General features: G+C 51.6%; 12 protein-coding genes. 3 read left to right on the top strand and 9 right to left on the bottom strand.

Annotation, left to right across the window (positions count from 1 at the left end; all coding sequences use genetic code 11):
• Entirely contained in the window at window positions 1–177 is a 177-nt protein-coding gene (locus tag HBA55_RS37190) for a tyrosine-type recombinase/integrase (protein WP_206019524.1), read from the top strand.
• Window positions 178–658: 481 nt separating this feature from the next.
• Here HBA55_RS37190 and HBA55_RS05375 read toward each other — a convergent pair whose 3' ends face one another.
• From HBA55_RS05375 to HBA55_RS05340, 8 genes are all read right to left on the bottom strand, one after another.
• Entirely contained in the window at window positions 659–2,401 is a 1,743-nt protein-coding gene (locus tag HBA55_RS05375; protein ID WP_166988111.1) for a DUF3604 domain-containing protein, read from the bottom strand.
• A gap of 102 nt (window positions 2,402–2,503) precedes the next feature.
• Entirely contained in the window at window positions 2,504–3,355 is an 852-nt protein-coding gene (locus HBA55_RS05370; RefSeq protein WP_166988109.1) for a Coq4 family protein, read from the bottom strand.
• Between the two features lie 32 nt (window positions 3,356–3,387).
• A complete protein-coding gene (locus HBA55_RS05365) occupies window positions 3,388–3,633 on the bottom strand; it encodes a 4a-hydroxytetrahydrobiopterin dehydratase (protein ID WP_166988107.1) in 246 nt (81 codons plus the stop codon).
• Window positions 3,634–3,679: 46 nt separating this feature from the next.
• Window positions 3,680–4,834 carry a sulfotransferase family protein gene (locus HBA55_RS05360; RefSeq protein WP_166988105.1) on the bottom strand — a complete coding sequence of 385 codons (1,155 nt, stop codon included), beginning with the start codon at window positions 4,832–4,834 and terminating at the stop codon, window positions 3,680–3,682.
• Window positions 4,835–4,906: 72 nt separating this feature from the next.
• The gene (locus tag HBA55_RS05355; RefSeq protein WP_206019521.1) at window positions 4,907–6,313 is read right to left on the bottom strand and encodes an aldehyde dehydrogenase family protein; all 1,407 of its coding nucleotides are present in this window, start codon (window positions 6,311–6,313) and stop codon (window positions 4,907–4,909) included.
• 149 nt (window positions 6,314–6,462) lie between these two features.
• Window positions 6,463–8,805: a TonB-dependent receptor gene (locus tag HBA55_RS05350; RefSeq protein WP_166988103.1), complete on the bottom strand. Its 2,343-nt coding sequence runs from the start codon at window positions 8,803–8,805 to the stop codon at window positions 6,463–6,465.
• 113 nt (window positions 8,806–8,918) lie between these two features.
• Window positions 8,919–10,388, bottom strand: coding sequence for a flavin-containing monooxygenase (locus tag HBA55_RS05345; protein ID WP_166988101.1), 1,470 nt, complete (start codon window positions 10,386–10,388; stop codon window positions 8,919–8,921).
• 97 nt (window positions 10,389–10,485) lie between these two features.
• Window positions 10,486–11,691, bottom strand: a complete 1,206-nt coding sequence (locus HBA55_RS05340) for an acyl-CoA dehydrogenase family protein (RefSeq protein ID WP_166988099.1) — start codon at window positions 11,689–11,691, stop codon at window positions 10,486–10,488.
• Window positions 11,692–11,874: 183 nt separating this feature from the next.
• Here HBA55_RS05340 and HBA55_RS05335 point away from each other — a divergent pair, with 183 nt between their 5' ends.
• Window positions 11,875–12,852, top strand: coding sequence for an alpha/beta hydrolase (locus HBA55_RS05335; RefSeq protein ID WP_166988097.1), 978 nt, complete (start codon window positions 11,875–11,877; stop codon window positions 12,850–12,852).
• A gap of 22 nt (window positions 12,853–12,874) precedes the next feature.
• A complete protein-coding gene (locus HBA55_RS05330) occupies window positions 12,875–13,333 on the top strand; it encodes a nuclear transport factor 2 family protein (protein ID WP_166988095.1) in 459 nt (152 codons plus the stop codon).
• 73 nt (window positions 13,334–13,406) lie between these two features.
• Here HBA55_RS05330 and HBA55_RS05325 read toward each other — a convergent pair whose 3' ends face one another.
• Window positions 13,407–14,186 carry an SDR family NAD(P)-dependent oxidoreductase gene (locus HBA55_RS05325; RefSeq protein WP_166988093.1) on the bottom strand — a complete coding sequence of 260 codons (780 nt, stop codon included), beginning with the start codon at window positions 14,184–14,186 and terminating at the stop codon, window positions 13,407–13,409.

The following is a 14,186-nucleotide window of genomic DNA, read 5'->3' as shown; positions in this document are numbered from 1 at the left end:
ATGGATTATAGCACCCATTCACTTCGTCGAACGAAAGCAGCCTTGATCTACAGGCGCACAAAAAATCTGCGGGTTGTACAGTTGCTGCTAGGTCACACCAAGCTTGAATCTACAGTTCAATACTTGGGGAAAGAAGTAGACGACGCGTTGGATATCGCAGAGAGAATTGAGATCTAGCTGACAAAACCCCCTTGCTCGCTACGCTGCAGAATCGTATCGCGTAAGGGGTCATGTTGTACCAAAATAATTCCTATATCAGAAGGGCGCTAGACTTCTGAAAGGTAGTCTGAAGCACCATTACTCGATTTCTACTTCAGGTGTCTACCCGTTTCCGACATTGTTCTTGCGAAAGTCTCTATTTCTTCGATAGCTAACGATAGTCCGCTGTGTGCTACATAGCCGTCTTTAAGAGAAACGACAGATACCTTCCAGACAGCAGTCATAGAGCCTAGTCAATATGTGCCGCATCATTCAGAATGATGTTAAAGCCCGTATGACTGAGAACATAAAGATTTCTCGAACTGAGTTGAACGTAATGAATAATTCCGGGGGTTATATTTCAAAAGCACGGAATTCTCCTATATATGATCAGATCCTATTCTAAACTCCAATCATGGGGATTGGGGAAATAACCAGAATCCGGATCCTGCAAATTGGCTCACGGCCGATACCAAATCGGAGAGGACCACGCCCTCTCCTGGATGGTAGACGGTGCGCCATCTATTAGGGTTAGATTATTGTTGACTGCGTCCCAAGTACTCCAGTGACAACTGGGTACTTCCAATGCTCGAACGTAATAGAAAGCATGCTGACGAGGCTTAAAATCGGGATCCCGCCAAACAACCGAAAGTGTCGAATTACCGCTGTCTTTCTGAATGTCGCAGGTATTCAGGTTTACATTCTCTGGAGGGTCACTGCATCGATGATTTTCTGGAGATGGCGAACCCTGTCCACAGGCAACATCGAACACCCGTTCGTAGACTTTTTCATCCTCCACCCAACCTTTGACGATTTGCAACCGATCCACTGGTGCAGCCCTTGGGTCCTCTGCCGCCCAAACCAGCATCTCCGGTACAGATTCTCCCTGACCTCGCAGCTCTGAGCCCATAGGAACGCCAAACCGATATGCCTCAGAACCACCGTTGTAACTCTTAGCCAAGGACTTCGGAAAACTCCAACCCGCGAACAAGCGCAGCCGAATTCGCGTTCCCGATGTAGCAAATGTTTCCCGACGTTTCAAAGCGGCAAACAGACTCCCGCGAGTATTCTCCTCCGCCCAGATACCTGTGAGTCCGGAGGCACTCCATATCTTCGCAAACCCTCCACTACGGCGCTTTTCCACGGTGGCATCCAAAATTCCCACTTTTCCGGTAAAGGCACTTTCTTCGACCGCCACATTGCCATTGTGGGAATCCGAGGAACCGATAACACCAAACTGAAAGGGGTTGATAAGCCCTCGCTGCCCATGCTGCAGTCCGGTTTTATAGGCGTCGCGAATGTAACTCCCCCTGCGCCGAACCTTGCTTTCTCCCGGTATGTTCCCCAGGAGATGCTCGTATATGCTGAACGACGACCACTCATCATTGGGGGATAATTGCGGATGGGTTTCTGACGTACCCTTAACTTGACTGATTTCCACTAAGGGTTCATTGGTGTTTCTGCGCTTCGCCCATCGCCTGTCTATTGGTTTACCCCAGGAATCCAGTGCGCTGAACATCATCCCGTTGCTCATATTGGAGTTATGAGGGATGGACAGTACTTTCCTTCCCTTCTGCCGGGAGCGCTCCATATAGCTCCACAGTTCCTCTGGTCTGTGCGAATCCAGAGCGCTGAAGGGTCGTCTCTCCACTTCACCCCTGCCCCCTCCAAAAATCACATTACGATGGATGGCGTTTCCATTCGGGGCTCCACTCCACTCGAATCCAGCAAAGGTGGTGAATTTCCCTGGTTGGTTGTGACGCTCTGCCGCATCAATTACTTGCTGCCATGTTTCTATGATCACCTTATTATCGTTCAGCTCTGCAATTGCATTGCCGGAAACGATGGAGGCGGAAATCATGGCAAAGGCGGATTGAATATCTTTGTTATCCAGCAACTTTTCGGCCAATGGATGTCGAGATAACGGGTGAGTTTTATCCCCCATGGTCTCAACAATTCCCAGATACTCGGCATGGTCTGTCACCGCCAGGAAGTCATAGGGTGCTTGAGCCTGGATTTTCTTGCCACTGACATGGTCAATGGCCTCGCCTTTGGCATAACGATAGGCATCGTCCGGTGTTGCACGAACATTGAATACATAGGCGTCGGAAGAGAAGCGGGTATGGACGTGAAGATCGCCGAAAAATGCATGTCGCTCCCCGCTTGATGTTTCAGAGACAGCCTGCGGGCACGGGGAAATCATTAAGATCAGCCCACAAAAGCCGTTTACCCACAAATTAGCTTTGATCATAGATGTTCATGGTCGATAGACATGCGGGATTCCTGTCTTTTGTGATAGATCTCACTAAACATAGCCCAATTCGTCTTTAACCCAGTCCCAGGTTCCCTTGGCTGGAGCATTAACAATGTTAAACTCCGTACGAAGCTCCTCGATTGATTTATGCAAGTGATCTTCCCAGCATATATAGAAAAATGGCGTATTCATATTTCGGGCCATGACTCGCCCCATCTCCAGACTGTCAAATACTGCCATCGTTATAGACGGATGATGCAATAACGCCGTGTTGATCTGACTGGCGATACTAAGGCCGTTAAACTTTTGCAGTTCCGCTGCCAATTCGGGATTGAAATAGTCAAAGTAGCAAGTCATAGCCAACATGACCAGTGCATTCTCACCCATGGGGGTGACGTCGAGGCCTGTGACCATATGCATAATGTCATGATTCTGCATAAAGCGTTTGAGAAAATACTGATAGTCATCCTCAGGCTCGCCCTTGAACATAAAATCAATATCGAACCCGGTCTCTAGCATAAATTTATGGATGTCGTTGCCCAAAGTTCCCGACTCGTAATTGGCCAGCTCTTCCTTTTTTATCGAGGCTACCTGCCTTCTGTTCAGCCACTCGGCGAACTCGGGCTTTTCGCGTTTTTCATGCTCAAACTGCTCCAGTATATAGGGGTAGTCAGTGACTTCTTCAAACGCCTTTAACCTATCCGGAATAAAGTAGGCCGGCGGCAAATCAGGCCCCAATTTTCTAAGCATTTCATTCGACACCACATCTCGCATACGCGCACTGTTCAGATATTTGGAAGAACTGATCAGAACACTGCTCTCGGTCGTCAAAGGCTTTCGCCCCTCCTTCAAATAGATGATTTCCTCTTCGACATCACGAGCCTTCTTTTCGATACTCTTCATACTCCTGAATATCTCCTTATCGTTGTGTTAATTCAGTAGCGAACCAGCAGGTTATCGATTTCTTCAGCCAATCGTTCGTCTAGTTCAGACAGCCCTCCGACATCATGGGTTGTAAGTTCGATGTCCACACGGTTGTACACATTGAACCATTCGGGGTGATGATTGAGACGATTTGCAACCTCCACCACTTCCGTCATGAATTTGAACGCTTGCTCAAAGTCAATGAACTCTAGCTGAGTCTTGATCGACCTTTGAGATTTTTCCCAGTTTGCCAGCATCGACGTTTTCCTATATTTATGTCGCTATATGCTTCCACATTTGAGACTAGTTGAAGATCTTCTGGTAATAATCGAATTCTGATTCCAGCTCTTTGCGCGAAACGCCAAAGCTCGCAAGATTGTATTGGTGCGCGGGTCTCTTTCCTCTCCTGTTGTTTTTTGTATGAGAAGCGAAGGCTTGCCGATCTTCATCCTCCAGAGTTAAACCAGCGCGTTTGAAGATGGACTCACAAGTTTCTATAGGTGCATCAAGCAGTGTTCGGTAATCAATATCCATAAACCGGTCCGCATGCCCTGCCCTTGACTTCATAAAACCCTGCAGGCTCTTATTGAGACGCCAGGTCCAATGTTTTGCCTGAGCCTGTCGCAATCCCTCTGCATCTGAGTCGGCTTCAGTCAGTGACCCCACCATGCTGTACCAGGACGGCATGACATCGGTGATACTTCGATGGGTATTGATGATCACCGCGCTCGAAAATACATCCAATACCGTATCGATTGCCGTAAGATGATGGGGGCTCTTTAGAACCCATTGTTGTCGTCGTCGTTTTGGAGTCTGCCATTGCAGGATCTTCAGGTACTCCACCAGTTCTGCGTAGGCATTGCTTTGATCTGCCTGCAGCAGCCATTTACCATAGCTGGGTACGTACATCATGGATTCGGGCATATTGCTGATAAAGGACTGTTCTATGAGCGTGAGTTCTTCATCGTAGGCGTGGGCATCCAACGGGTGGATCGAATCGAAATTTTCCGCGGCTCCCATGATGTTCTCGACTAAACTTTCTGCCTGCTGAATACGTCCAGAGGGATCACCCTCAACCTCACCCTCCAGGGGCATCGGAAAGATGGTCTCCCACCAGCGAGTGGCGGTCAGCTTGGGCGATGCAGCGATAAGTCGCTGCAGCATGGTACTGCCAGTTCGAGGTAGCCCCACGATCACGGCCGCTACTTTGATCTCTTCATTCAGCACCTGCGGGTGCTTTTGCAAGAATGCGGTTTTTCGCAAACGGCTGCACAGCGCATTTATCAACCGTTCGCTTTGCGCTCTGAGCCCCGCCGGTGACAACCTTGCTTCCTCGCGCATGGATTTGAGCAAGACCTCAAGTGGTTCTACAAAATGCTCAGGGCCAAAGTCTGACAGTTGGGTTCTTTGCATCGCAACGGCCATCAGATTGGAAACGTTTAGTTGGCTGCTATTCATACTACCGCCTGTAGCTTGGATATTTGACTAATTTTGTTTCATTGAATTGGATAATTGGGGACTGCTTGCCAACTACCCTTTGGCAATACTGAGAACCTTGATGTGCGTAAATTCATCAATGCCTTGTTCGGCAAACTCGACCCCCAGACCGGAGTGTTTGATACCGCCAAAAGGGATATGAGGACCAAAGGCGCAGTGTTGATTTACCCAAGCCGTTCCACACTCCAATCGGCTGGCCACCTCAGCGGCACGATCCGGATTGGAAGACCACACTGAACCACCCAGGCCAAACTCGGTGTTATTGGCCCGCTCAATCGCTTCATCAACGCTTGAATATCTCAGTATCGGCAAGATCGGTGCAAAGGGCTCTTCATCCACCAGCGGAGTACCTTCGTTGATGTCCCGAACCACCACAAAGGGGGCAAAATAGCCGTTGCCGGCGGACGCCTGTCTCCGAGTAATGATGTTGCCGTCACGCTCGGCCAAGGCCAGATAGTGGTGGAAACGTTCCAGTTGGGCCGAGTTTTGCAAGGGGCCGTATTCCGATTCAGAATCAAGACCATTACCAATCTTTGCGGCATCGGCCAATTCCGCCATGCGGTCGCAGACCTCATCATACAAAGAATCGGGGACGTAAAGGCGTTTGATGGCAATGCAAACCTGGCCAGAGTTGATAAACGAGACGGCAAAGAGTTGTGGAATCACTTTCTCGACATCAACATCATCCAGTAAGATCGCAGCATCATTGCCACCAAGCTCAAGTGTCAGTGGTTTCAAAGTGGCCGCTGCGCTGGCCATGACGGCCCTACCCGTCTGTGTTGAACCCGTTACTGATACCTTGTCAATACCAGGGTGCTGGCTGATCATTGGTCCCAGTTCGCCCTCGTCGGTAATCACATTAACCAACCCTGCCGGAAAAAACCTCTTGATCAACTGGCCAAACATCAACGTCGTTAAGGGCGTTGTGGGAGCGGGTTTAATAATCACCCCATTGCCGGTAAGCACTGCAGGTGCCATCTTGTACGCGGCCTGCAGTAACGGGAAGTTCCATGGAGTAATGCAGCCGACGACGCCAAGAGGTTGGCGTGTCACGGTCACGGTTTGGGTGTCGCTGTCTTCGATAACCTTGTCCGCCGTGGGTGACTGCTTCGCAAAGTAGTTCAAAAACTGCACCGTTGCATCGATCTCAAAACGTGCGAAATCCAGTATCTTGCCCTGCTCCTGGGTCAGGGTCTGCGCAAGCGCCTCGCGCTGCTCCTCCACGGCCTGGGCCAGTTTTGAGAGCGCCTGCTGACGTGTCTCAATGGAGGTGGACCGCCATTGCTGTTGAGCACGTCGTGCGGCGGCGACAGCTTGATTCAACAGGTCGCCATCTCCACGCGGGCATCGAGCAAAAACTTCACCAGTTGCGGGATTAACAACGTCAATGTGCTCTTCAGTGTCTACCATGTGTCCGTCGATCAGTAATTCGTAATTCATCAGGCAATCTCCAGTTGCAACAGCGGTGCTGCTCCACGCAAAAGGTTTCTCCCAGGTGAACCTTCGCAATGATTGTTATTGATTTTGAGCAAAAAAAAGGGCAGCAGAACTCATCCACTGCCCTTATCCAAGACTAACGGCTGTCAGAATTAGAATTCGATACTGACGTCCACACCATAGGTCCGGGGGCGTACAAAAGTGCTGGTCAGGGTGGGGCCGCCGAGGGTGAATCCATATTCCTTCCCATCTTCATCCAGCAGGTTTCGGCCCCAGATGGATACCCTTGCGCTGGTGTCACCGACAGGGATGTCAGCAATGCTCAACTGGGCACCCAACATCGAGCTCGCATCCAGCAGCGCCAAATCGTCGAGAGCTTCATCCGCCGTTCCCACACATACATCCGACGCTGGCACTTGATCCTGGCCCGCTTTACATACCAGGCGGTGTACATCGTCTCGCCAGCTCATATCCATTCGAAAGGAGGCTTGAACTCCATTATCAAAGGGTGCAAAGTCGTATTGCATTCCAAGATACGCGGTCTGTTTCGGCTGGAAGGTTCTCAAATCCCCGGAGTTGTCCACATCCGTGTAACCGTAGGAGGCGTTCAGAGTAAGGCTTTCCATCGGCATGTAAGTCACTTCAAGTTCAAGACCATCGACAGTCATGTCCCGTCCGACCCCCATGAAATAACCGACACCGGTAAAGCCCTCGATCTGTACATCGGTTCGCTTCTGATTGAACAGCGCCGCATTGATTCGCAGGCGATGATCGAGCAGGTCCGACTTGACACCAATCTCGTAACTGACCATCTCCTCTTCGTCAAAGGCGTTGCCAAAAATGGTACCACCGGATACATAACCGGTAGCGTACTTAAAGTAGACGTTGGCGTCGTTGCTAAGGTTGTAGGTCACCGAGAAATCGTAGTCGGTGTGACTGCCGCTGGTACTGAATTCGGCGCTTGGAGTAAAGAGACCAATCAGACCCGCCGCTATCACGTCCTCTTGTCGATCATCCTCGGTATAGCGAACACCGCCGCTGATATCGAAGTCACCCAAGTGATAGGTGGCATGGGCGTATGCCGCGTTGGACTCGTTGCGCACCTTGACATTCTGGCCAACGAAGTAATCGAAGTTTGCGGTGTCAATGGGGTTGATATCGGTAGTACTGGTGTCACCAATCACCCTCGAGAGCAAAATTGGCGCATTAACGTGGCCTTCTTCCTCGTAGAAGAACGCGCCGACAATCCAGTCCAGATTATCGTCGCCACCCAGCAATTGAATTTCGTGCGACGTTTGTTCCTGAGATTCGATTCTCATGGCAAACAGGGGAGTAAACACTCCTCCGACCGGACCGGGCAACATCCCATCGTTGATGTACTCACCGCCACCCCAGACCTGATTGCCGCCGACATCCAATTCATGTTCGCGATAGCCGCCGATGTACTTAACGGAAATGGTGTCCGTGAGTTCGTACTCAGCCGTGAGCGAATGTCCTCTGACGTCTAAACGACCCGTTGATTCCAAAGGCACGGCCTGGGCATCTTCGTAGTCGAAAGACAGCGATAGCGGGTGCACGGCTCGAACCAATCCGCTACTGATAATGCATTGTCCCGGTGTCGTATTGAAATCAGCACAAGGTCCCATATTGCCGACCTGCCGATAATTCATGGTGCCTTCCCAGTCAGAGCGATCGTATTTGTAGTCAAGGGACAGGCTTTCAATCCCCTCATACTTGACAGCCAGGAACACGGCGTCAGTTTCGTTGTCACCACCCCGGTCATTAGTGGTAATGGCTCCAAACGGCTCAGGAAAAACAAACGTTCGTTTTTCTGCCAGGTTGTCAACATCACCCTCTTCCTCAGAATGGCTCAGATTCAGTCGCGCCTTGAATCCATTCCATTCCGGCAGTTCCAGGGTAGCCTTGTAACGGCGGGCCTCAAAGTTGCCTAACCCCACCTGCAGCTTGGCCCCCAGTTCCCCGGTGGGCTCTGAGGTAATCAGGTTGATGGCTCCGCCGGTGGAGTTACGACCAAACAACGTGCCCTGAGGGCCCCGCAGTACCTCGACACGCTCCAGATCTGCCAGATCAAATGAAGCGCCACTGGCTCGGCCAATGTAGACGCCGTCCACATACATGCCAATGCCCGAGTCCACCTGGTAGTTGAGCGATCCGTTGGAAACACCACGGATCTGCATTTGCGGTGCTGTGGGCATACCGCCCTGCTTCTGGATATAGACATTGGGAACGGTTTGACCGACCGACTGAAAACCGTCGATTTGCAGTGCTTCGAGATCTTCTCGTCCAACGGCGGAAACGGAGGTGGGCACGTCCTGCAGGCTTTCCTGCTTGCGTCGGGCAGTAACCACTATTTCCTCTAGAGACCACTCCTCTTCACTGGCTATGGATTTCTGGGAAAGAGGCATCAGTACCGGCAGCGCCAGCGCGATAGCCGAGGCGAGATATGTGTGTTTGGCTTTCATCGTTGTTATCATCTGTTCTCTCCGAAAGGTGCTTCATGCTTGTGGGGCTTGGCCCAGTAACTACTGTATTGGATCGACACCAGGGCAACTTCACCTGATTGAATGAAGTTGCTGTCATCTGGTGGTCAAAGCAGTTCGAAGGCCTCGAACTTGGGCGCCTTCATCTCCGCCTTGAAGCGACTGCGAGTCCAGGGCCAGGTCGCCGGTACACCTTTACCATCAAGGTACCAACTGCTGCAGCCGGTCGCAAATATGGTTTGTTTGGCCGCTTCGACCCGCTCAGCCTCAAAGCGTTTGAAACTCTCGTTGGAAGCGCACAACGCGCGACAGCGACCGTCTTCAACCAACGCCATCAGCTGTTCGATGTAGCCCCATTGATGTTCAGCGATTTCGATGAGGGAGAAGTTACCCACGGGGCCGTTAGGACCATTTAGCATAAAGAAGTTGGGCATATCCGGTACGCTAATTGCCATGTAAGCGCTGGGGCCTTCCTTCCAGAGGTCATTCAGGCGAACTCCACCTCTTCCCTCAATTTCCATGGGACGCACAAAGCGATCAGCCTGAAAGCCCGTTGCCAGCACGATGACATCGAACTCGTGCAATTGACCATCCTGGGTACGGATACCCTTGGGTTCGATACGATTGACACCCTCTACCACAACGTCCACATTGGGTCGCTGCACCGCCTCATAAAAGTCCGGCGAATAAATGAGTCGCTTGCAGGCAGGTCGGTAGTCAGGTCTTAGCTTCTCGCGCAGCACCGGATCCTGGATTGACTGCTCAAGATTTTGCATGACCTCTTGGTCAATTTGCTTCATAGCTTCAGAGTCAGGGTCGGTAATCGCGGCCGAAAACTGCTCAATACCTGCTTCCAGGTCGGGGTCGTTTTGCATACGCTTGAGCAGCGCCGGATCACTGCGGAACGCCGTCTTCTCCGCTTCTGTAAATTTGCGGTTCTGGACCGGCCTGATCCACTGGGGGGTGCGCTGAAAATGCGTCAGCTGACTGGCTCGCGTCGAAAGTGCCGAAACGATTTGAACGCCGGTCGAGCCCGTTCCGATCACGGCGATTCTGGCACCATCCAGCGGCACGCTGTGGTCCCATCGGGCACTGTGAAACAGAGCCCCTTCGAATTTGTCCATGCCATCGATATCCGGATATCGAGGGTGATGCAATACGCCGGATGCCGCGATGATGATATCTGCGTTATCCTTAACGCCACATTTGGTTTCGATTCGCCACTGGCCATCGATGTACTTGCAGTGGTTGATTTCCTTATTGAACTGTATCCAACGGCGCAGATCGTATTTGTCAGCAACGGACTCAAAATACGATTGAATCTCCGCACCGGAGGGCATCACCTCGGACCAATCCGGGTTGGGTTCAAAGGAATAGGTATAGGAGTGGGATGGTACATCACAAGTAAGACCGGGGTAGGTGTTTTCACGCCAGGTACCGCCAATGCGATCGGCCTTTTCATAAATCACAAGATTGCGTTTGCCTTGCTCCAACAGCTTGATGGCCGCCAGCATGCCGGACATGCCGGCACCTATAATCAAATAACGCAGGTCATCTGTTTTTTGTTGTTCAGTCATGCAAAGTCTCCTAACTTGGGCAATGAGCATGAGTTGAGGCTATCAAAGCCATCGAGACAAAAATTCATATAAACAGAGGAGATTGATGACTTAGAGCTTATTGATCATCTCCAAATTCCCGAATCAGTTGCTTGCCCAGTGACATCATGTGCACCTGGTCAGGCCCATCGGCCAGGCGGATCTGACGGGCGTAGCAATAGGCTTCCGCCAGGAACAGGTCGCCGCTCAAACCCGCCGCCCCGTGCAGCTGAATGGCCCGGTCGATCACCCGGGTGGCCATGTTGGGTACCGCGATTTTGATGGCAGAAATCAGATCGCGAGCAACCTTGTTGCCAAATTTATCCATTTTATCAGCCGCGGTCAGTGTCAGTAGACGCGCCTGTTCAATATCGCAATAGGACCGAGCGATGTCTTCACGCACCGACTGATTTTTCGACAGCGGTTGACCGCAAACGACGCGCTGCTGTGAACGTCGACACATCATCTCCAAGGCCCTTTGGGCGCATCCAATCAGTCGCATGCAGTGGTGAATTCGCCCGGGGCCCAGGCGCCCCTGGGCAATCTCAAAGCCCCGACCTTCCCCCAGCAGAATGTTCTCGACTGGTACCCGAACGTTATCAAAAACAATCTCCGGTTCGCCGTAGGGTTGCTCTGCATAGCCCAGGGTTGTTACTGATCTCAAGACTCTGACCCCCGGCGTACTGCGGGGAACGAGAACCATGGATTGCTGTAGATGTCGACTGGGATTACTCGCATCCGTTTTCCCCATCAGAATCAGCAGTTCGCAGGATTCCCGCATGGCACCGGTGGTAAACCATTTGCGGCCGTTGATAATGTATTCGTCTCCGTCCCTGTCAATTGAGCACTCAATGTTGGTAGCATCGCTGGAAGCAACATCGGGTTCGGTCATCGCAAAGGCGGAACGAATAGTGCCGTCCAGTAGCGGGTGCAGCCATTTTGACTTTTGTTCCGGCGACCCGTATTTGGACAGCACTTCCATATTGCCGGTATCCGGTGCATTGCAGTTAAACACCTCCGATGCCCAGAGTACACGACCCATTTCCTCGGCCAGAGGAGCATACTCCAGGTTCGTCAGCCCGGTGTCTCCCAATCTGGGCAAGAACAGATTCCAAAGCCCTTGACGCTGTGCTTCTGCCTTTAATTCTTCCATCAGCGGCGGAGTGCACCAGGGGCTCTCCTGTTGTTCCAGTAACTCGCGATAACGATGTTCATTCGGGTAAATGTAGTCATTCATAAACTGCCGCAACTGATCAAGCTGTGTTGCAGAGGGGGTAGCATCCATGATGGTTTACCTGTTAAGGAGATGATATCAAGCCAAGTGTCAGCGAAACGGACGACACATTCCTCCTTCGAACAGATGAAGCCGCCATTCATCCAATCAAATGAGGTATCTGAGAGCCACTATGACCACAATCGGACAAGGGCCTGATGGCCGTGTACGTGGATACTTCCGAGAGAACGAAATATGCGAGACAATCTCACCATTGAGCCGGAATTACTGGACATCATTGATTCTCTGCCAAACCTGGATATCAACGATGTTGCCGCCGGTCGGTGCAACGAACAGAAGGCCTTTGAAAGTGCACTTGAAGCAGGGGTGATATCATCGATCCCCGGCCGTACGGAAATCGATAAAGAACTCAACGTCGTTGAGCAGTTGATTCCGGGGCCCGCTGGCGAGCCCGATATACCTGTGCGAATTTACCATCCCAAGTGTCCATCGGGTCCACGCCCCGGTTTTGTGCTCTTTCACGGTGGCGCTTGGGTATTCGGCGGCCTGAACTCTGAACATATCCGCTGTCTGAAACTGGCGAAGGAAGCCGGAGCCGTGGTGGTTAACGTCGATTATCGGCTGGCACCGGAAAATCCCTTTCCAGCCGGAGTCGAGGATTGTTACGCTGCTTTGCAATGGACCGCCAATAACTCCGAGGCGCTGGGTATTGATAAAAACCGTATCGCCGTCGGAGGCGCCAGCGCGGGAGGCAATCTGTCGGCGGCGGTGGCGTTAATGGCCCGCGACAGAAGCGGGCCCGCCATCGCATACCAAATGTTGATGTATCCGGTAATCGACAACCTGATGGATTCCCCTTCCATGCGTCATGGAGAGGGTTTGCCTGTGTGGGACAAGGCTCTGATGCAGGGGGCATGGAAGTATTACCTTGGCACTGACGCTTTTACCGAGCATACGTCTCCTTACGCCGCCCCCGCCAGAGCCAATGATCTCGGTAACCTGCCCCCAGCCTACATATTAACGGCTGAACACGATCCCCTACGGGATGAAGCCATTATCTACGCCATGAGATTACTGCAGGCCGGAGTTTCCACGGAACTGCACCAAGTCCCCGCTACCGTGCATGGTTTTGATCTCTTTGGATGCGGTGGTGTGTCCGACAGGGCATTGGATTTGCAAGTCTCTGCATTCAATCGACAAATGGCACTCTGACCGAAACTTAGAGGTTAATATCATGCGGAAAACCGAAATAAACCTTGGGATCGACGATCAACAACGTCGCGAACAAAACATTGAATTGTTCAAGAAAGCGATTTATCACCTGGGTCGACAGGAATTTGACCTCTGCGTCTCTCATCTGTCCGAAGATGTTGTCTGCGAATGGCCTTATGTTCCCAGGCCTGATCTGCCGGACACGCTGGTCGGGCGAAACAACGTCAGGGCCATGTTTCAACAAATGGAAGACCTGGAATATGACCCCTACAACTACCAATTTGACGACATCCACGAGCTGCTTGACCCAAACACGCTAATCGCCGAGTATCATGCCGAGAGCCGTCACCGCCCAAGCGGTAAGCCCTATGCCAATCGATATATCAGTATTCTGAGATTCAATTCTGATCGGAAAATCTCTCTGTGGAGAGAGTACCTCAATCCATTGCCCGTTTACGACACACTGAACATTGAAATTTAGAGTATCTGTGTGGCTGGAGTCGTAGACCATCAATTACCAGTCACACAGAGTTTTTGTCAGTGGATACTCAACCTTATACTCCGAATCCACCATCGACGGGAATCAGTTGCCCGGTAGTATAGGCCGCATGATTTGAACCCAGAAATACGGCCATTCTCGCCACTTCTTCCGGTTGGCCAAAGCGGTTCAGCGGTAGCATGGCCTTCACTTTGCTCTGCCAGGCCTCATCAAACACACCCTCCTCCTGTAAGCGCAGGAAAATGCCTGTTTCAATAACCCCGATGGCGATGCTGTTTGCACGGATACCAAACTTGCCTTCTTCCTTGGCAATGCCTTTCATCAACTCTTCGATCGCCGCTTTGGGCGCCACGGACATGATATCCAGATCAGCAAATCGCTGCAGGGCTGCGGAGCTGATATGGACGTAGCTGCCGCCACCTCCCTCGCGCAAATGAGGCAGTGTCGCGTAAACAATATTGAATACACCTTCTGCATCGGCGCGCAGCACCTTCTTCCACAGTTCTGGCGTAACGTCACGAACCTGAATCTGGGGGATATCAAATCCCGTAGCGATAAACACCGAATGCAGACGGCCGTAGTCCCTCACCAGCCCTTCTACCGTGGTCTTGATACAGTCCAGGTTATCCATGTTCAGTTGAGCAATTTCGGCCTGTCCACCTTCCGCCACAATTTCAGCGGCCAGTTCTTCAGCTCTGGCGGAATTATTATTGTAGGTGAGAACCACCCTGACATTCACGTCGGCCAACTGTTTACAAATCACCCGGCCTACGCCGCCACTGCCGCCCACCACCAGCGCGACGCCGTCGGGGTACATTTCAGATTGATTGCTCAT

This window comes from Pseudomaricurvus alkylphenolicus, assembly GCF_011683955.1.
GTDB lineage: Bacteria > Pseudomonadota > Gammaproteobacteria > Pseudomonadales > Cellvibrionaceae > Pseudomaricurvus > Pseudomaricurvus alkylphenolicus.
Note: the sequence above shows the minus strand (reverse complement) of the source record. Positions and strands in the feature narration are given on the sequence as shown.